The sequence below is a fragment of the Microbispora sp. H10836 genome (assembly GCF_012999525.1).
Taxonomy (GTDB): domain Bacteria; phylum Actinomycetota; class Actinomycetes; order Streptosporangiales; family Streptosporangiaceae; genus Microbispora.
Map to the genome: position 1 here is coordinate 123,770 of NZ_JABBWU010000006.1, position 18,488 is coordinate 142,257.

16 protein-coding genes are annotated in these 18,488 nt (G+C 72.9%); 8 read left to right on the forward strand and 8 right to left on the reverse strand.

Going from position 1 to position 18,488, the window contains the following annotated elements:
* The first annotated feature begins 1 nt into the window (after position 1).
* Positions 2-991, forward strand: coding sequence for an Acg family FMN-binding oxidoreductase (locus tag HHX30_RS13770; protein WP_169982312.1), 990 nt, complete (start codon positions 2-4; stop codon positions 989-991).
* An 87-nt stretch (positions 992-1,078) separates the two neighbouring features.
* The gene (locus tag HHX30_RS13775) at positions 1,079-1,675 is read left to right on the forward strand and encodes a hypothetical protein (protein ID WP_169982313.1); all 597 of its coding nucleotides are present in this window, start codon (positions 1,079-1,081) and stop codon (positions 1,673-1,675) included.
* Positions 1,676-1,691: 16 nt separating this feature from the next.
* Here HHX30_RS13775 and HHX30_RS13780 read toward each other — a convergent pair whose 3' ends face one another.
* Positions 1,692-2,099: a hypothetical protein gene (locus tag HHX30_RS13780; RefSeq protein WP_169982314.1), complete on the reverse strand. Its 408-nt coding sequence runs from the start codon at positions 2,097-2,099 to the stop codon at positions 1,692-1,694.
* Between the two features lie 239 nt (positions 2,100-2,338).
* On the opposite strand from HHX30_RS13780, the gene HHX30_RS13785 reads away from it, so the two are divergent.
* From HHX30_RS13785 to HHX30_RS13795, 3 genes are read left to right on the forward strand one after another with little or no spacing between them, the layout of a single operon-like run.
* Positions 2,339-4,735, forward strand: coding sequence for a cation-translocating P-type ATPase (locus HHX30_RS13785; protein WP_169982315.1), 2,397 nt, complete (start codon positions 2,339-2,341; stop codon positions 4,733-4,735).
* 1 nt (position 4,736) lies between these two features.
* Complete coding sequence (locus HHX30_RS13790; protein WP_169982316.1) at positions 4,737-5,588, forward strand: universal stress protein; 852 nt, start codon at positions 4,737-4,739, stop codon at positions 5,586-5,588.
* A 14-nt stretch (positions 5,589-5,602) separates the two neighbouring features.
* Positions 5,603-6,589: a lactonase family protein gene (locus HHX30_RS13795; protein WP_169982317.1), complete on the forward strand. Its 987-nt coding sequence runs from the start codon at positions 5,603-5,605 to the stop codon at positions 6,587-6,589.
* Here HHX30_RS13795 and HHX30_RS13800 read toward each other — a convergent pair.
* Genes HHX30_RS13800 through HHX30_RS13810 form a run of 3 tightly spaced genes read right to left on the reverse strand, consistent with a single transcriptional unit; the run spans position 6,579 to position 9,300 of the window.
* The gene (locus HHX30_RS13800; protein ID WP_249350006.1) at positions 6,579-7,412 is read right to left on the reverse strand and encodes an SAM-dependent methyltransferase; all 834 of its coding nucleotides are present in this window, start codon (positions 7,410-7,412) and stop codon (positions 6,579-6,581) included. The genes HHX30_RS13795 and HHX30_RS13800 overlap by 11 nt on opposite strands.
* Positions 7,413-7,454: 42 nt before the next feature.
* The gene (locus HHX30_RS13805) at positions 7,455-8,270 is read right to left on the reverse strand and encodes a DUF4253 domain-containing protein (RefSeq protein WP_169982318.1); all 816 of its coding nucleotides are present in this window, start codon (positions 8,268-8,270) and stop codon (positions 7,455-7,457) included.
* Between the two features lie 58 nt (positions 8,271-8,328).
* Positions 8,329-9,300 carry a LuxR C-terminal-related transcriptional regulator gene (locus tag HHX30_RS13810; protein WP_169982319.1) on the reverse strand — a complete coding sequence of 324 codons (972 nt, stop codon included), beginning with the start codon at positions 9,298-9,300 and terminating at the stop codon, positions 8,329-8,331.
* Positions 9,301-9,420: 120 nt separating this feature from the next.
* Between HHX30_RS13810 and HHX30_RS13815 the strand changes: the two genes are divergently transcribed.
* Genes HHX30_RS13815 through HHX30_RS13825 form a run of 3 tightly spaced genes read left to right on the forward strand, consistent with a single transcriptional unit; the run spans position 9,421 to position 12,782 of the window.
* Positions 9,421-11,019, forward strand: a complete 1,599-nt coding sequence (locus tag HHX30_RS13815; RefSeq protein ID WP_169982320.1) for an ABC transporter substrate-binding protein — start codon at positions 9,421-9,423, stop codon at positions 11,017-11,019.
* A 7-nt stretch (positions 11,020-11,026) separates the two neighbouring features.
* The gene (locus HHX30_RS13820; RefSeq protein WP_169982321.1) at positions 11,027-11,956 is read left to right on the forward strand and encodes an ABC transporter permease; all 930 of its coding nucleotides are present in this window, start codon (positions 11,027-11,029) and stop codon (positions 11,954-11,956) included.
* Positions 11,943-12,782, forward strand: coding sequence for an ABC transporter permease (locus tag HHX30_RS13825; RefSeq protein ID WP_169982322.1), 840 nt, complete (start codon positions 11,943-11,945; stop codon positions 12,780-12,782). The genes HHX30_RS13820 and HHX30_RS13825 overlap by 14 nt, the downstream gene beginning before the upstream one ends.
* Before the next feature lie 171 nt (positions 12,783-12,953).
* Here HHX30_RS13825 and HHX30_RS13830 read toward each other — a convergent pair whose 3' ends face one another.
* From HHX30_RS13830 to HHX30_RS13845, 4 genes are all read right to left on the reverse strand, one after another.
* Positions 12,954-14,234, reverse strand: a complete 1,281-nt coding sequence (locus tag HHX30_RS13830) for a M20/M25/M40 family metallo-hydrolase (protein ID WP_169982323.1) — start codon at positions 14,232-14,234, stop codon at positions 12,954-12,956.
* Positions 14,231-16,057, reverse strand: coding sequence for a prolyl oligopeptidase family serine peptidase (locus HHX30_RS13835; RefSeq protein ID WP_311922364.1), 1,827 nt, complete (start codon positions 16,055-16,057; stop codon positions 14,231-14,233). Before HHX30_RS13835 ends, HHX30_RS13830 begins: the two co-directional genes overlap by 4 nt.
* Positions 16,054-17,175 carry a C39 family peptidase gene (locus tag HHX30_RS13840; RefSeq protein WP_311922365.1) on the reverse strand — a complete coding sequence of 374 codons (1,122 nt, stop codon included), beginning with the start codon at positions 17,173-17,175 and terminating at the stop codon, positions 16,054-16,056. Before HHX30_RS13840 ends, HHX30_RS13835 begins: the two co-directional genes overlap by 4 nt.
* A gap of 93 nt (positions 17,176-17,268) precedes the next feature.
* The gene (locus HHX30_RS13845) at positions 17,269-18,390 is read right to left on the reverse strand and encodes a DUF5925 domain-containing protein (protein ID WP_169982325.1); all 1,122 of its coding nucleotides are present in this window, start codon (positions 18,388-18,390) and stop codon (positions 17,269-17,271) included.
* Positions 18,391-18,488 lie beyond the last annotated feature (98 nt).

Sequence of the window (18,488 nt, forward strand, 5' to 3'; positions counted from 1 at the left end):
CGTGAACACTCGTACTTCCGAGGGGATCGCGCAGGCCGCACAGGCCGCGGTGGAGGCGGCTCTGTGGGCGCCCTCGATCCACAACACCCAGCCCTGGTCGTTCGGCGTCTCCGGCGACGAGATCTGCCTGCGCGCCGACCCCGACAGGAAGCTGCGGGTCTCCGATCCCACCGGCCGGCAGATGACGATAAGTTGCGGCGCCGCGCTGTTCAATGTGCGTATCACCCTGCTGGCGCTCGGCTACGAGCCCGAGGTCCGCCGTTTCCCGGACCCGGAGCGTCCGCTGCTGCTGGCCAGGATACGGGTGCGGCCCGGGCGTGAGCCGGGCGAGCACATCCGCCTGCTGCACGCCGAGATCGAGCGCCGCCGCACCCACCGGTCCGGGTTCACGGCTCTGCCGGTGCCGGACCGTCTGGTCGACGCCCTCGTATCGGAAGCGGCGCCCGAGGGCGGCCACATGATGCCCATCACGTCGGACGCCGCCGCCCGGGTGCTCGCCGCGCTCACCGGCGCGGCCCAGGACGTGCAGTCACAGGACCGGTTGTTCGTCCTGGAACTCATGCGCTGGGCCCGGCCGCCCGGCAGCTCGCGCCGGGACGGGGTACCGGCGGCCGGCTATCCGACCGATCCCCGGCGTATGCACCCCCAGCACTTCGCGCAGCGGGACTACGCCCGGGGGCACGAGTGGGGGATGGCGCCGGACGAGCGGGTGTCCGCGTCGACGGGTCTCGTGGCGCTGCTGAGCACCGACGGCGACGGCCGCGAGGACTGGCTGCGCGCGGGCGAGGCGCTGCAGCGGATGCTGCTGCACGCCTCCGCGTACGGAGTGAGCGTCGCCTTCCACACACAGGCACTTGAGATGCCCGAGTTGCGCGAGTTCATCCGCACGCATCTGTGCTCGGGAGAGCCGCCGCAGATGATCATGCGGCTGGGGTTCGTCATCGACGAGAGCGAGAGCATGCGACGCGCCCCCTCCGAGGTCATGGAGTGAGGTAGGCCGATCTCGGGCAGCCGGAACGCGCGTGGACGGGCGCGCCGGGGGAAGTGGGATCTCCTGTGGTCGTCAGGAGGTGTGCCCATGAGATCGGTCGCCCGCTGGGTCGTGTCGTGGCTACGCCGCTACCGGCCTGATCGCAACCCGCTGCGCCGCCGTTCCGACCGGATCGAGGCGGCGCTCGTGGTGGCGGCGCTGGCCGTCGTCCTGCTCGCCGCGTGGCCCGCCTCGCTGATCGCTCGTACGGTGTACGACGGCGGCGTCAGGGCCGAGCGGATGGGGCCGGGAGCGCGGCAGCTGGTCGAGGCCACCCTGATCCAGGACACGTCGGCTGTCGCGGTTGACGGCCGCGGGCTGCTGGGGGCGAGTCCGGTGCGGTGGACGCTGCCGGGCGGCGAGGTCCGGGAGGGCATGGTCCCGGTGGCTCTCCTCCTGCGGGACGGCCCGGCGAACGCGCGGTTGTGGGTCGACGCCGAGGGCAGGCCGGCCGTGGCGCCGCAGCAGCGGGCTGAGACGGTGACCAGGGCGTGGCTGGCCGCCTTCGGCGTCGTGTCGGCGGCCGCCGTCCTGGCCTGGGCCAGCTTCGTTCTGGGGCGTCATCGACTGGACCGCAGGCGCTACCGCGAGTGGGAGGCGGCCTGGGCGGCGGCCGACCGGAGGTGGCGCCGCCATCACATCTGACCGCCATCCGCGCTGATCACCTCATGTTCTGGGAGATGTTGCAGGAGGGACTGCCGGGGGCGCAGTACGCGCCCTGACTGGTGATTTTCCCGGCGGACGTGACGGTGGTCGACTGCGGGCCGCTCAGGAGCGAGGGTGTGCTGACGCCGTTGAGGTTCTGGACGTCCCGGCCGTTGCCCGAACTGTACTGCGTGGCACTGGTCCGCGAGTCCCGGGCGATCTGGTAACTCTGCGGGCCGGGCCTGGGCTTGGCCCTCGCTCTCGCCTTCGCAGCCTTCGCCGCCTTCGCCGCCTTGGCCTTTGCTTTGGCCGCCGCGGCCGCGTGAGGCTTGCGGCGCAGCGGCGCGGAGGCCGCGTCCGCCGCATCCGGAACGGCGAGGCTCGCCAGCGAGACGACGAGCGCGGCCACCGCGAGCCGCCGCACCGTCGTGACGAGACCCCTCCCGGGAACGTCCGCGCAGTGACGAGACACCTGGCACCCACCTGCCCGTTCAGCTGTGGATATAAGCGACATAGGGCATATGCCCGTATCGCTGTGGCCGGGCCTGCGTCCTGGGGGATTCCGGCACGGATGATTACCCTGCCTGGTGCGGGCCGAAGGTCCCGGCGGCCGATGGCTTTCGCCCGGCGCAGCCGCCGGAGGCCGGATGATCTGCTGGTGACATGACATCCGCTGTGCGCACGCTGCGTGGACTGCCCGAGGAGGAGGCCGCGCGCCTGCTCGCCGAGCACGGGCCCAACGAGATCCCCCAGCCCCGGCCGCCGGCCCTGCCGGTCCGGGCCGCGCGTCAGCTGGCGGATCCGCTGTCGGTCCTGCTGCTGGTGGCCGGCCTGGTCACGCTCGTCGTCCTCGCCGAGGTGCCCGAGGGCATCGCGATCCTGGCCATCCTGCTGGTGAACGTGCTGATCGGGACCGGCCAGGAGGCCAGGGCCGACAAGGCCGTGCGTGCGCTGCGGGCGCTCACCGCGCCGATGGCCACGGTCGTGCGGGGCGACGCCGTACGACGGGTGCCCGCGGCCGAGGTGGTCCCCGGCGACCTCGTCGTCGTCGCGGCCGGGGACCGGGTGCCCGCCGACGCCCGGCTGGTCGAGGCCGAGGCGCTGGCGGTGGACGAGGCGCCGCTGACGGGGGAGTCGCTGTCCGCGGCCAAACGGGCGGGTGGCCCCGGCGGGCCGGACGTGCCGCTGGGCGACCGCGCGGGGGAGATCTTCTCCGGCACGCTCGTCGTGCACGGCCGCGGAACGGCCGAAGTGCTGCGTACCGGCGCCGCGACCGAGGTCGGCCGCATCGCCTCGGCCCTGCGCGGCGGCGGCAGGGGACCGCTGGAGGCCGAGCTCGCCCAGGTGTCGCGGCGGATCGGCCTGCTCGCTGTCGCGGCGGGCGCCCTGATGATCCTCATCGGCCTCACCCGGGTCAGCCGGGGCGAGGCGTCGCTGGTCGACATCATCCTCGCGGGGGTGGCGCTCGCCATCGCCGCGGTGCCCGAGAGCATGGCCGCGGCCGTCACCACCGCGCTGGCGCTGTGCGCCCAGCGCATGGCCCGGCTCGGGGTGATCGTACGCCGGCTGCCCGCCATCGAGGCCTTGGGCGCCACGACCGTCATCGCGGCCGACAAGACCGGCACGCTGACCACCGGCCACCTCACCGTGGCCGACCATCTCGCCGTCTCCGGCACCGATCTGTGGCGGGCCGCGCTGCGCTGCAACGACGCCAAAGACGGGCTGGGCGACGCGGTGGACGTCGCGCTGGCCGCGGCCGCCGCCCGCGAGGACGCACGGCTGCCGGCCGGGGAGACCCGGATCGGCACGCGTCCCTTCGACGCCGAGACCCGCTCGATGGCGGTGGTCACCGCCGTGGACGGCGCGCGCCCGCTGCTGACGGTCAAGGGCGCCCCCGAGGCGGTGCTGGCCCGCTGTGCGCCCGATGAGCGGACCGACCGGCTCGCGGAGGCCGTGTCCGGGCTGGCCCAGCGGGGGCTGCGGGTGCTCGCGCTCGCCGAGGGGGAGACCGACGATCTGGACGCCTCCGGGCTGCGCCCGCTCGGCCTGGTCGCGCTGCAGGACGAGATCCGGCCCTCCGCGCGCCGCGCCGTGGGCGACTGCCGGGCCGCGGGCATCCGGGTCGTGATGGTGACCGGCGACCACGCGGAGACCGCGCGCTCGGTCGCCGCGGAGGTCGGCATCGACGCCGACGCCGTGGTGGCCCGGGTGGATCCCGCCACCAAGCTCGGCCTCGTACGTGAGCTGAAGGAGCGCGGCGAGGTGGTGGCGATGACCGGCGACGGCGTGAACGACGCCCCGGCCCTGCGGCACGCGGACGTCGGCGTCGCCATGGCCGGTGACGAGGGCACCGACGTGGCCCGCGAGGCCGCCGCCGTCGTCGTGACGAACGGCGAACTCGGCACGATCGTGACCGGCGTGCGGGAGGGCCGGCGGCTGCGCCACAACGTCGCCTCCATGATCGGCTACCTGCTCGCCGGCAACCTCGCGGAGATCCTCATCGTTCTGGCCGGGCTGATCGTCTGGCCGGACCTGGTCGTGCCGCTGCTCCCGGTGCACCTGCTCTGGATCAACCTGGCCCTGGACGGGATCCCCGCGATCGCGCTCGGTGTCGACCGCCCGGCGGGTGACCCCCTCACGCTGCGGCGGCGCGAGAGGCTGATGGCGTGGACGGCGCTGACCCGCATCGGGCTGCGTGCGGTGGTCGTCGCGGTGCTCGTCTTCGCCGCCGTGGAGACGGCGCGGCGGCTCGGCTGGAGCGACGAACAGGTCCGCGCCCAGGCCGTGCTCGCCCTGGTCTTCGCCCGGCTGACCCTGGCGTACGTGACCCGGGCGCGCCGGATGACCTTCGAGCGCGGCTGGTGGCGGGGCCGCTCGGTGCTCGTGGCGGTGGCGGCCACGCTGGTCCTGCAGACCCTCGTCACCGCCGTGCCCTTCCTGGGCGCGCCGCTGGCCCTCGTGCCGCTGCCGCCGCTCGGCTGGGCGATGGCCCTCGGCGCGGCCGTGCTCACCGTGACGCTGTGCGACGCGCTGCGCCGCGCCACACCGGGACGTGAGTGAGATGAGGCAGGAGATCGTGGTCGCCTACGACGGCACGCGGCAGAGCCGCGCCGCCGTCGAGTGGGCCGCGGCGGAGTGCCGGGTCCGGCGCCGCGCGGGCGTCACGGTCTGCGAGGTGTGGGACGGCCCCTACCCGGAGCGCGCCGAGGCCGTCGCCGCCGAGGAACGCCGCCTGGCGGCGCTGCGGCTGTTCGAGGGGGTACGGCTGGCCGAACGCCTGCTGCCCGGCCGGGAGGTCCGTCCCGTGCTCGTGCGGGGAGATCCCAAGGACACGCTGGTCGCCCTCAGCCGGGAGGCCGCGATGCTGGTCGTGGGGCATCGGAGGCACGGGCGGCTGACCGGGCTGCTGCTCGGCTCGGTCAGCGCGTACGCCGCGGCGCACGCCGCCTGCCCGGTCGTCGTGGTCGGCGCGCCGGCGCCCGCGCCGCCCGCCGGCGGGGTGGTGGTGGGGATCGATGTGGCGCGGCCGGACGGACCGGAGGCGGAGTGCGCCATGCGCTTCGCCGTGGAGGTCGCGCGCAACCGGTCGCTGCCGCTGACCGCGGTCTACGCGACGCGGGGGGGCGAGCCGGAGGGCGAGCGGGCGCTGACGCGGATCGTCGAGCCGTGGCGGCTGCGCTGCCGGGCGGGGGTCACGATCGAGACCAGGGTCGTCGAGGCGCCGCCGCTGCCCGCCCTGCTGTCATGCGCAGGGAACGCCCCGCTGCTGGTCGTCGGGGCTCGCGGGGCGGGCGGCCGGGCCCGGCTGCTCGGCTCGGTCGGGCAGGGCCTGCTGTGGCGCGCCGCCTGCCCGGTCGCGGTCGTCCACCCGGCTCCCGTCTGGCCGATACCATTCGGTGTCCCGACGATCTGATCCTTGGAGTGACAATGCCCCGTCCCGGTCTGGTGATCGGCGGATACACCCCGGACACGGAGGGATCGGGCCCCGGCCTGACGGTCGCCCGGGCGCAGGCGGACGGGCGGCTGGAGGCGGTGGCAGAGGCGGCCGGGTCAGGGCCGTCGTTCGTCGTCGCCCACCCGCGGCTGCCGCTGCTGTACGCCGTGCTCGAACGCGCCGGGGACGGCGGTCTCGCGGTCTTCGCCGACGAGCCCGCTCCGCGGCCGCTGGCCGAGCACCCGAGCGGCGGGTCGCTACCGTGCCACCTGGCGCTCGACGCGGAGGCGCGGTGGCTGGCGATCGCCAACTACGGCGACGGGACCGTCACGGCCTACCGGCTGGGTGAGGACGGGATGCCCGAGCCCGGCCCGCTGACGTTCCCCCACGAGGGGCGCGGCCCCCACCCCGACCGGCAGGAGGGCCCGCACGCGCACCAGGCGGTCTTCGGGCCCGACGGCGTGCTGTACGTGACCGACCTCGGCACCGACGAGGTGCGCCGCTTCCTGCCCGGCATGCGCCCGCACCCCGGCGGTCCCGTACGGCTGGCCTCCGGCAGCGGCCCCCGGCACTTCCTGCACCACGAGGGGCACTGGTACGTCACCGGCGAGCTGGACGGGACCGTGCGCGTCTACGACGGCGAGTGGCGGGAGGCGGGCGTGGTGCGGGCGAGCGGCGCCGAGGGCGATAATCTGCCCTCCCACATCGCGCTGTCCGCCGACGGCCGCCACCTGTACGTCGCCAACCGCGGGCCGGACACCATCAGCGCGTTCGAGGTCGACGGGCCCCGGCTCACGATGGCGGCCGAGGCGCCGGCGGGCGGAAGCTGGCCACGCCATTTCGCCGTCGACGGCGACCGCCTCTACGTCGCCAACCAGCGCTCGGACGCGGTCGCGGTGCTGGCGCTGAAGGACGGGCTGCCCGGGCCCGCCGAACAGGCGCTGGCGGTGGGCACTCCGTCCTGCGTGCTCATCCGGTGACCCGGCCGACGCCCCCGACGATCCACACCCGCTGCGCCTGGCCGGCGCTCTGCGGGGCCTCCGGCCGCCACTGGCGGATGTAGACGAGGCCGGGGTCGACGAGTTCGGTGCCGTCGAAGAAGCGCATCACCTTCTCCCGGCTCCGCGGCACGTCGTCGGCCTGCGGCACGATCTGCCGGAACAGCTCGACGATCCGCGCGGCCAGCTCGGGACGGCTGTCGAAGACGGCGTGGCCGATGGCCAGGTAGCTGCCCGGGGCGAGGTGGTCGCGCACATGGGCCACGCACTTGTACGGCTCGGCGCCGTCGGGGAGGTACTGCAGCCGGGCCGGGATCAGCACCCCCACCGGCTGCTCGAAGTCGATGAGCCGCAGCATCTCGGGGTGGGCCAGCATCTCCGCCGGGCGCAGGATGGAGCCGTCCACCACTCCGGTGCCGCGGTCGCGGGCGAGCATGGCCCGCGCGTGCGTGAGCACCACCGGGTCGTCGTCGACGTACACCACCCGGGCGTCGGGCGCGAGCTCCTGGGCGACCTCGTGCGTGTTGCGCCGGGTCGGCAGCCCGGACGCCACGTTGAGGAACTGCCGCACGCCCTGCCCGACGAGGAAGCGCACGACCCGCTCGAGGAACTCGCGGGTGTCCACGGCCATCGTCTTGACCTCGGGCGCGATGGTCATCAGCCGCTCGGCGAACGCCCGGTCGGCGGCGAAGTTGTCCTTGCCTCCCAGCAGGTAGTCGCTCATCCTGGCGATGTTCGCGGTGCCGGTGCTGAGGCCCGCCACCTTGGCGGGCCGCTCGCCCCCGTCCAGCTCCGTGCCGCCCAAGCCGTCTCCCTCGCTCACAATTGTCCGCCGGTTATTATCGCCCTAATCCCACCAGAACGACCAGGCATTCTGACCAACGATCTGCTCGGCGTAGTCAACCAGCGTGCCCGGGCCCTGGAGGATGCTGTCGGGGCAGAACGTCCAGTGCTCGGCCGCGACGTGCAGCGCGTGCGCGGGCGTGGCGGGCGGCGCGGCGACGCTGAGCTCCAGGGTGTTGAATCCCATGCCGACCACCCGCGCCCCGAACCGCTCCTCCCAGCTGCGCACGACGGCCGCCAGGGGCACGGTCCACTCGTTGTGGTGCAGCGCCCCCTGCCAGCCCATGGCCACCATCGCGTCGGCGCCGCGGTTCACCGCGGCGAGCCCGAGCGGCGTCATCCGCTCGGCCACCACGTCGGCGTACCAGTCGGCGACCACATCGGGGTCGGCCACGAGCGCGGCGGGCGGTGCGATCCCCGGGCACTCGGCCCCGAAAGGCGCGAGGTACGCGTCGTGGCCCAGCAGCAGGTCCTGCCACGCCTCGGCCATGAACCCGGCGGCGCTGTAGTAGTCGACATGGTCGGGCGAGTCCGGCGCGATCTGCCCGGCGGACCAGGGCTGCACACCGTCCTCCAGCAGCACCGGCCACAGGCCCGACCGGGGGTGCTCGGCGCGCAGCCGGGCCCACAGGCCGGCCGGCACCGGCTCGTCGCTCAGCCAGAACGAGGGACGGTGATGGGTGCGCAGTTTGTCGTAGTCGGGGTCCGGCCACACGAGGGACCCGGACGGCAGGTCGACGGACAGCACCCGCCCGTCGCCGCCGTCACCGAACAGCAGCTCCAGACCCGTGGGGAGCCGCCGACGCTCGTGAACCGACATGCGCCAATAATGTCGGAACCGGCCTCGGCACGTCCCGCGAGGGCGATCATTACGGGAATCACGGAATGTCGAGCCGGCACAGTCCCTCGGCGAGGACCTTCGTCGTCAGGCGCGTCCGGCTGTCGCAGCCCAGCTTGGCGAAGATGTGCTCCAGGTGAGTGGTCACGGTGCGCACGCTCAGGACGAGCGCGGCCGCGATCTGCGGGTTGGAGTCGCCCTGCGCGACCCGGGTGAGCACCTCGATCTCCCGCGCGGTCAGATCGTACGGCAGGGCGCATGGACGCTCGGCGATGACGGCGCCCTGGATGGAGCCGTGGAAGCCCACGCCGGCCCGGTGGAGGCGCAGCTCGCGCCACTGGCCGGCGCCGTCCAGCCACAGCCCCCGCCGCGACAGCTCGCGGGAGTCGATGAACGCCCTGGCCAGCTCGGCCATCGCCGGTTCGGCCGCGAGCGCCTCCGACGGGGGCCATCCGGCCACGTCCCTGCGCCGCCCGCCCCGTTCGTACGCGACGGCGTGGAAACCGGGCGGCAGGCCGAGCGGGTCGATGACGCAGCGGGTCACGTCGGTGAGATGGGCCAGGGCGGGGGAGACCGCGCTGATCACCGCGGGCGCCTCCGGCGGCAGCTCCGCGCGGGAGCCGACGTGCAGCAGCCCGGTGTAGCGCCCGCCGGTCAGGAACAGCGGCGTGGTGATCCCGGCGCGCCAGCCGTACGGCTCCAGGTGGCGGCGGAAGTAGCGCTCGGTGCCGGGGGAGCCCATGACGACGGGCGTGCGCCGGGACATGGCCCGGCGGTAGGCGTCGAGCCGGGCGTACTCCTCAGCGGCGTCGTCGTCCACCCGGGTGTAGCCGGCGGAGACCAGCGAGCGGTGGCGGCCGGTCGCCGGGTCGAACGCGACGAACTCGTAGGCCTCCACGGGGATGACCTCGCCCAATGCGGTCATCGCCCCGTGCGCCCCCTGCCGGGCCACCTGGAAGCCGAGTTCGGCGACGGCGTGCAGGCTCCGCGCGCTGAGGCTGATTGCGTCCATGGATCCTCCATGCTCAGCCTGCCCGGTAAAGGTTCCGCAAGGAATACGTAAAGTCTCCGATGCAGACGGCGGCCCTGTTACCTACCCTCACCCGCAACACGACGGAGAGGCGGAGGACCAGTGAGGGTCACGAGAAGCCGGGCGGCCGCCCTCGCTGTGGCGGCCATCATGCTGAGCGGCGCATGCGGGGGAGGATCGTCGTCCGACGGCGGCGGCGGCAAGGGCGCGAACGCGTTCTCGGTCGCGCTGACCGAACCCGACCATCTCACTCCAGGCAACACCTCGAGCAGCTACTCGCTCACCGTGCTCGACGCGCTGTTCGACACACCGGTCGCGATCGATCCCGCCACCGGCAAGCCGCAGATGCGGGCGGCGGAGTCGGTCACCAGCACCGACCAGAAGGTCTGGACGATCAAGATCAAGCCGGGGCGCAAGTTCAGCAACGGCGAGCCGGTGACCGCGCAGAGCTTCGCCGACGCGTGGAACGCGGCCGCGTACGGGCCGAACGCGTGGACCAACAACTACTACTTCGACAAGATCGAGGGCTACGACAAGCTCAACCCCGAGAGCGGGGAGCCCTCCACCGACAAGCTGAGCGGTCTCAAGGTCGTCGACGACACCACCCTCGAGGTCACGCTCACCGCGCCGTTCAGCCAGTTCCCGATCACGCTGGCGTGGATCGCGTTCGCGCCGATGCCGAAGGCCGCCTTCGGCGACCTCAAGGCGTACGACCAGGCGCCGATCGGCAACGGGCCGTTCGTCCTCGACGGCGCCTGGGAGCACAACAAGCAGATCAAGGTGAAGCGGTCGCCCGCCTACAGCGGCGAGCGCGCGGCCAAGGCCGACGCGGTGACCTTCAAGATCTACGCCAGCCGCGACACCGCGTACACCGACCTGCGGGCCGGCCGGGTGGACCTGCAGCTCACGATTCCCCCGGCGAGCGCGCCCGAGGCCAAGAAGCTGCTCGGCGACCGGTTCGTGGCGACGGCCGGCGGCACGATGGACTACCTCGGCCTCCCGGTCTTCGACAAGCGGTTCGCCAGCGCCGACCTGCGCAAGGCCATCTCCATGGCGATCGACCGGCAGGCCATCGTGGACGCGGTCTACAACGGCACGTTCAAGCCGATGGGGTCGCTGCTGGCGCCGCTGGTGCCCGGCTACCGCGAGAACGCCTGCGGCGAGGCGTGCACGTACGACCCGGCCAAGGCCAAGGCGCTGTTCGACCAGGCCGGCGGCTTCAGCGGCACGCTGAACCTGTGGTTCTCCAACGCCGACCCCAGCTACGAGCAGTGGATGACGGCCGTCGCCAACCAGCTCAAGCAGAACCTCGGCATCTCCGACATCAAGTTCCGCAAGATCCCGGCGTCCGACTACCTGTCGACGCTTCGCGCCCACAAGCAGGACGGGCCGTACCGCAACAACTGGGTCATGGACTACCCGAGCCCGCAGAACTACCTGGAGTCCATGTGGGGCGAGGGCAACCGGATGGGCTGGGAGAACAAGGAGTTCCTCGACCTCATCGGCCAGGCCAACTCCGCCCCGACCTTCGACGACAGCCTCCCGCTCTACCAGAAGGCCGAGGACATCGCGCTCGCCGAGATGCCGATGATCCCGCTGTGGAACTGGCAGGACCAGATCGGCTACTCCAACCGGCTCAGCGGCGTGAACGTCACGCCGTACAGCGCCAACCTCGACGCGATCAGCGTCAAGCAGGGGTGACCCGAGGGTGAGGTACGCCGCGCAGCGCCTGGCCCAGGCGATCCCGGTGTTCTTCGCGACCACCTTCCTGATCTACACGATGGTGTTCGCGCTGCCGGGCGACCCGATCCTGGCGCTCGCGGGCGACAAGCCGGTGCCCGAGCAGGTGCTCGCCGTGATGCGGGCGCGCTACCACCTCGACGAGCCGCTGCTCGTGCAGTACGGCCGCTACATGCTCGGGGTGTTCCAGGGCGACCTGGGGGAGACCTTCACCGGCCAGCCGGTGAGCGAGCTCCTCCAGGACCGGTGGGCGGTCACCGCGCAGCTCGCCCTGACCGCCTGGGTCTTCGAACTCGCCGTCGGCGTCGGGCTCGGCGTCCTGGCCGGGCTGCGCCGCGGCGGGGCCGCCGACACGGCGGTCCTCGCCGGCACCACGTTCGTCATCGCGGTCCCGGTGTTCGTGGTCGGATACACGGCCCAGATCGTGCTGGGCCTCAATCTGGGGCTGTTCCCGACCGCCGGGACCGACGAGGGCTGGCCGGGCAGCTACCTGCTGCCCGGGATGGTCCTCGGCTCGTTCGGGCTGGCGTACGTGGCCCGGCTCACCCGTACCTCCCTCGTGGAGAACCTGCGCGCCGACTACGTCCGTACGGCGACCGCGAAGGGCCTCGCCCGGCGGCGGGTCATCGGGTTGCACGCGCTGCGCAACTCGCTCATCCCGGTCGTGACCTACCTCGGCGTCGACTTCGGCAACCTCATGGCCGGGGCGGTCGTCACCGAGGGCATCTTCAACCTGCCCGGCATCGGCCAGCAGGTGTTCCAGTCCATCCAGCTCCAGGAGGGTCCGGTCGTCGTCGGCGTCGTCACCCTGCTCGTCATGATCTTCATTCTCGCCAACCTGGCCGTCGACCTGCTGTACGGCGTGCTCGACCCGAGGATCCGCCGTGCTCGCGCGTGACGCATGGGCGGAACTGCGCGGCCGCGCGGTCTTCTGGTTCTCCACCGCCGTCCTGCTGGTGGCCCTGGCGATGGCGGCCTTCCCCGGGCTGTTCGCCCGACTCGGCCCCAACGAGGCCTGCGACCTGCGCATGTCCAAACGCGGCCCGGCCGACGGCGCGCTGTTCGGGTACGACCTGCAGGGCTGCGACTACTGGTCGCAGATCGTGCACGGCACCCGGGCGTCCATCGTGGTCGGCGTCGCGGTCACCGTCTTCGCCCTGCTGATCTCCATCGTGCTCGGGCTGATCGGCGGCTATTACGGGGGCGTCGCCGACGCGCTCATCTCCCGGATCACCGACGTGTTCTTCGGCATCCCGTTCGTGCTGGGCGCGACCGTCGTGCTGGTGGCCTTCCCCGACCACGGGATATGGGCGATGACGCTCGTGCTCGTGCTGCTCGGCTGGACGACCATGACCCGGCTGATGCGCGGCCAGGTCATCGCCGTCAAGGACATGGACTTCGTCGCCGCCGCCCGCATGCTGGGCGCGAGCGATCGCAGGCTGATGTTCCGGCACATCCTGCCCAACGCGATCGCACCGGTCATCGTGGTGGCCATGCTGAACGTCGGGAACGTCATCGCGGGCGAGGCCACCCTCGACTATCTCGGCGTCGGCCTGCAGTACCCCGACGTGTCGTGGGGCCTGCAGCTGAACATCGCCCAGACGTTCTTCGCCGAGCACCCGCACCTGCTGGTCTTCCCCGCGCTGTTCCTCACCGCGACCGTGCTGAGCTTCCTCATGCTCGGCGACGTGGTGCGCGACGCCCTCGACCCCCGCCTGCGCTGAGACCCCAGCTTTGTCACGAGAAGTGACGAAGATGGGACGGAGGGCGAGCTAACGTGCGCGCACGTCACGACCGGGTACAGCGTGGTCTCCGACTCGGCCGGGCTGACCAGGCTGAGCCGTCGGCTCGCCGTCTCCGGCGTCGACATGACCTTCTACCAGGGCTGAGCGTTCCTACGCGGCCGCGACGAGCAGCCGGTCGAGGACGCGTACGCCGAACTCCAGGCCCTCGACGGGCACCCGCTCGTCGAGGCCGTGGAACATGCCGAAGTAGTCGAGGTCCGGCGGCAGGAGCAGCGGCGCGAAACCGTAGCCCCTGATGCCGATCCTGGCGAACCACTTGGCGTCGGTGCCGCCGGTCATGACGTACGGCACGGGCCTGCCGGCGGGGTCCTCGGCGAGCAGGGCGGCGGTCAGCTCGTCGAACAGCCCTTCGGCGGGGGAGGAGACGGCCTCCTCGAAGCTGACGAACTCGCGGGTGACCTTCGGGCCGAGCAGCCGGTCGACGGTCTCCAGGAACTCCTCGCGCTGCCCGGGCAGGAACCGGCCGTCCACGTGGGCCTCGGCCGTGCCGGGGATGACGTTGACCTTGTATCCCGCGTCGAGCATGGTCGGGTTCGCCGAGTTGCGCAGCACGCCCTTGAACAGCGCGGCCGCGCGCGGGATCCGCTCGATCTCCTCCTCCAGCCGGTCGGCGTCGATCGGCCGGCCGAGCGCCCGCGACAGCTCCTCGATCAGCCGGGCCACCTCGGGCGTCAGCTGTACCGGCCAGGTGTGGTCGGCGAGGCGGGCGAGGGCCCGGGCGAGCTCGGCGACGGGGTTGTCCACGGCGGGCTTGGACCCGTGACCGGGCACGCCGCGGGCGGTCAGGCGCATCCAGGCGGTGCCGCGCTCCCCGACGGCCACCGGGTAGATGCGAACGTCGCCCTCGTACCAGGAGAAGCCGCCGGACTCGCTGATCGCCTCCGTGCAGCCCTCGAACAGGTCGCGGTGCCGCTCGACCGCGTGGCCCGCGCCGTACTCGCCGGTGGACTCCTCGTCGGCGAGGAACGCCAGCACGAGGTCGCGCCGGGGGCGCACGCCCCTGCGCGCGTTCTCGCGGGCCCATGCGAGGGTCATGGCGAGCGTGCCCTTCATGTCGACCGCGCCCCGGCCGTGTACGCAGCCGTCCTCGATCTCCCCGGAGAACGGGTGCGTACGCCATTCGGCGGGGTCGGCGGGCACGACGTCGAGGTGCCCGTGCAGGAGCAGCGCGTCGGGGCTGTCGCCGGGGATGCGCGCCACCACGCTGGTGCGGCGCGGCGCCGACTCGAACACCACCGGCTCGATGCCGACCTCGGCGAGCAGGGACGCCACGTATTCGGCGGCCCGCCGCTCGCCCGGCCCGTCGCCGGACCCGTCGTTGGTGGTGTCGATCCGCAGCAGTTCCGAGCAGATCGCCGCGACCTCACTCACAACATCCCACCTTCCAGCTTCAGGGGCGGGACCTCGGGCGTCGGAAAGCCGAAGACGATCCCGTAGAAGGCCAGCTCGGCCTCCAGGGCCCGGACGATGGTCTCCTCACGCCGCCACCCGTGCTGTTCCCCCTCGAAGGTGAGGTACGCCCACCGGTGCCCGTGGCGGGCCAGCGCGGCGGCGAAGCGCTCCGACTGCGCCGGATCGACCACCTTGTCCTCCAGACCGTGCAGGAGCAATGCCGGGCCGGACGCCCGTCCGGCGTGCAGCTCGGGCGACCTGTCCAGGTAGCGCTGCCGGGTCTCGGGCAGCGGGCCGATCAGCCCGTCGAGGTAGCGCGACTCGAAGTCGTGCGTCTCGGCCGCCCAGTGCTCGGGGTCGGAGATGCCGTAGTGGGACACCGCGCCGCAGAAGACGTCGCTGTGGACGAGCGCGGCCATCGACGTCCAGCCGCCCGCGCTGCCGCCCCTGATCGCCACCTTCTCCGCCCGCCCGGTGTCCAGCAGCCACCGCGCCACCGTCTCGCAGTCGCGGACGTCGACCACGCCCCAGTTGTGCCGCAGCCGCTCGCGGTAGGCCCGGCCGTAGCCGGTGGAGCCGCCGTAGTTGACCTCGGCGACGCCGATCCCCCTGCTGGTGAAGTACGCGATCTCCAGGTCGAGCACCGGCGCGGCCGAACTGGTCGGCCCGCCGTGCACGAACACCACGTACGGCGCGGGCTCGCCGCCGGCCGGGGCGTACAGGTGCGCGTGCACTCCCTCGACGGCCACGGCCTCGGGTGTGGGCAGCTCGGCGTCCCCGGGCACCGGCTTGCCGGGGGACAGCACCTCGTGCGCCCCGGTGTCCAGGTCGACCCGCACCACCTCGTACGGCCGGTGGGGCGAGGCCGCCACGCCCACGACGTGGGAGCCTCGGGCCGACAGGGCGGGCACCCAGTGGGTGTAGTCGCCGCCCACGTCCCGGATGGGATTGGCTCCGGCGGGGTCGTCGACGACCCCGAGCCGCCGCTCGTCGGCCGTGCCGTACACGGCGGCGATGCGGCCGCCGGCGACGGCGAAGAACGTCCCGCCGATCTTCCAGGTGGCGTCGCCGAACTCCAGCGGCACCGGGGTCAGGTCGCGTGCCGTGCCGTCCAGTCCGACGAGGTGGATGTTCCACCAGCCGGTGGGGTCGGCGACGGCGTACAGGCTGTCGTCGTCGCGCCACTCGGCCTGGCAGGTGGACGCGCCGGACAGCAGGACGCGGTGGGGGCCGCCCTCCACCGGCCCGACGCAGAGCTCGGTGGCGTCCCAGGGCATGTCCGGGTGGTTCCAGCCGATCCAGGCGAGCGACCGCCCGTCCGGCGAGACGCGCGGGTTCATCAGGAAATGATGGGTCTTCACCACGCTGCGCAGGGGGGAGCCGTCGAGCGGCACCGCGACGATGTCGCGCTCGCCGCTGCGCGCGTCGCCCCGCTCCCGCACGCACCACACCTCGCCGCCGTGGACGACCAGGTCGGCGTAGCGGGCGGAGCCGCCGGGCGTGAGCGGGACCGGCTCCCCGCCGGGGGAGCACAGGTAGATCCGCCCGTCCGCCCAGTTGGTGAACACCAGACGGCCCTCGTGCGCGCGCCAGGAGCGCCCGCCGTACTCCATGACCCGGTTCCTGGCGTTCCAGCCCTGCGGGAGCACGTCCTCGATCACACGGTCGGCCCTGCACCGCACCACGCAACGCCGGCCGCCCTCCCGCGGGCGCGGCTCGTCCCACCAGACCTCGTCTCCCGAGATCTCCACCCACAGCGGGCGGTCGTCCACCCGTGCGACGTCGACGGCCCGAATGGTCACCAGTTCCCCCCGGAGTCTGGAAGCGGAGTGCCGGGGGGATGCACGATGTGCGCGATCCCCCCGCTGCTCGTGGCGCGCAGCCAGACGCTCTCGAACGCCGCGCGCGGGTACACCCGCCGCACGTCGTCGTCGTCCGGCGCGGCCGGGTCGTTCGCGATCACGTCACCGCCGGCCGTGAATCCCGTGACGACCATGATGTGCCCGCTGGTGGAGTATCCGGCACCCGGCAGCTCGTGCTCGCGGAACGCCTGCGAGGTGATCACCGGGATCCCGGCGGCGATGAACCGCTCCAGCTCGGTCAGCGAGCGCAGCCGCGTGACGAAGCCGTCCAGCCCGTACCGCCCGGCGTACGCGACGCCGAAGGGCCAGTTGCCGGTCCCCTGGTAACTGTGGTCGTACATATCGCGCGCGGCGTGGTCGACCGCCGGGCACGGGTCGCCGGGAGCGACCCAGGCGAGGTCCGCCGGGGCGGGCCCGCACCCCCAGTAGTCCAGCACCATCGTGAACGACGCGGGGCTGCACCAGGACTCCCCGCCGCCGTCCCACTGCGGATAGTGCCCCGCGTGGGCCTTCTGCGAACGGCGCGGCACGTCGAGCTCGACCGCCCGCGGCCCCGGCCGGCCGCCTCTGCCGGCCTGCCCCACCGCCGAGGCCATCACGGTCAGCGAGCGCACGCCGCCGCCGCTGCCGTACAGGGTGGCGCGCACGCGGTACGACGTGACGGGGCGGGCGGCGAGGAAGGTGTCCACGGCGACGTCCCCGTCGGCGTCCCCCTGGCCGGGCAGCGACGTGCGGTGGATGTCGGCGTCGGTCTCGGCCCACCGGCCCATGACGTACCACTTCGTCAGGGCGCCGGTGACGGTGCGCGCCTGGATCTCGATCTCCAGCCAGGCGCCGGGCGGCGCGGCGGCCGTCCACGAGGGCACCAGCTCGGTGGCCGCGAAGCCGATCTCCCGCTCCGGGGACGTCCAGCGCGTGTAGGGCCACTCCCGCTCGCCGCCGGGCGCGAACGGGTCCAGGTATTTCGCCGTCCCCGTCTCCCGGGCCTCGACGGACCACCGGTGGAGGACGACGGGGCTAGCCTGGGGGCTCGGTCCGGCCGACAGCAGGGTGACCACCTCGCCGATTGTTGTTACCGCCCCGACCTGGCACATCGGATGGTTTACGTATCCGACACAGGGGACAGTACGGCATCGGCCGCCGTGGTCCGGTCAGAGATAGAGGCCGATCGCGGGGGTGGGTTCTGCGGCGGTGGCCGGGCGGCCGTCGCGCTGGGCGAACAGCTCGGCGAGCGTCATCCCGCCGGGGCTCACGCCGTCCGCCCGGCCCAGCCAGCGGGCCGCCTGGTCCGCCTCGAAGCGGCCGACCTCGACCTGGGCCAGGCACCGCCCGGGCCGTACGACGGCCGGGTGGAGCCGGCTGAGGTCCTCGTTCGTCGTGATCGCGACGAGCACGTCCCTGCCCTGGCCGAGGAGACCGTCGGTCAGGTTGAGCAGGCGCGACAGGCCCTGGCCCGTGGACTGCTTGGCCTCGGCGCGGATCAGTTCGTCGCAGTCCTCCAGGACCAGCAGCCGCCAGCGCGGCTCGTCGTCCTCGCCCGGGCCGTCCCAGCCGACGGCGACGTCCATGAGATAGCCGGGGTCGTTGAACAGCAGCTCGGGGTCGAGCACGCAGTCGACCTGGCACCAGGACGCCCACTCGCGGGCGAGCGTGCGCAGCAGCGTCGTCTTGCCGGTCCCGGGCGGGCCGTGCAGGAGGACCAGCCGGCCCGTCACGTCGGCCGCGGTGGTCGCCATGAGGGCGTCCAGGCGGCCGGCGGCGGCCAGGGGGTAGTTCCGCCTGATCTCCTGCCAGGACGAGGTGGTGATGGGCTTGGCGGAGCGGTGGGGGCCGTGGCTCGACCGCCACCAGAAGCCCATCCGCACGTGGTCGGAGTCGGGGGCCGCCTCCTCCGCGTCCCTGGTCGCCTGCTCAAGGACCGATCCGGCCAGCTCCTCGCTGACGGCCGTGGCGGTCAGCGTCGCCGACCGGTTGGAGTTGCGCACCACCCGCAGTGTCCATCCCTCGCCCGCCATGAGCCGTGTCTCGTACCCGTCGGTGTGCTGCGCGACGCGCAGCAGCCGGCCGCCCTCGGGGGCCAGCGGGGCGCCGGCGCGGACCCGCGTGAGGTTGGCCGTGCGCGACCAGGGCTGCTCCCCGGTGGCGAACGGCGACAGAGCCATGGCGTCGATCACGTCGGCCGGGCTGTCGGAGTCGTCGAGCCAGATCCGCATCGGCACCGACGGCGTGGGCGTGGAGTGAGGAGTGAAATCGACCTCCTTGACAACGGACATATAGCCATGATCTCGACGAACATCTCGCTCTGTCGAATGGATTTATGTGCTATTCGGGTTGCTTGCCGTTTAACCGGTTTCATATGGGCAAAAGGCAG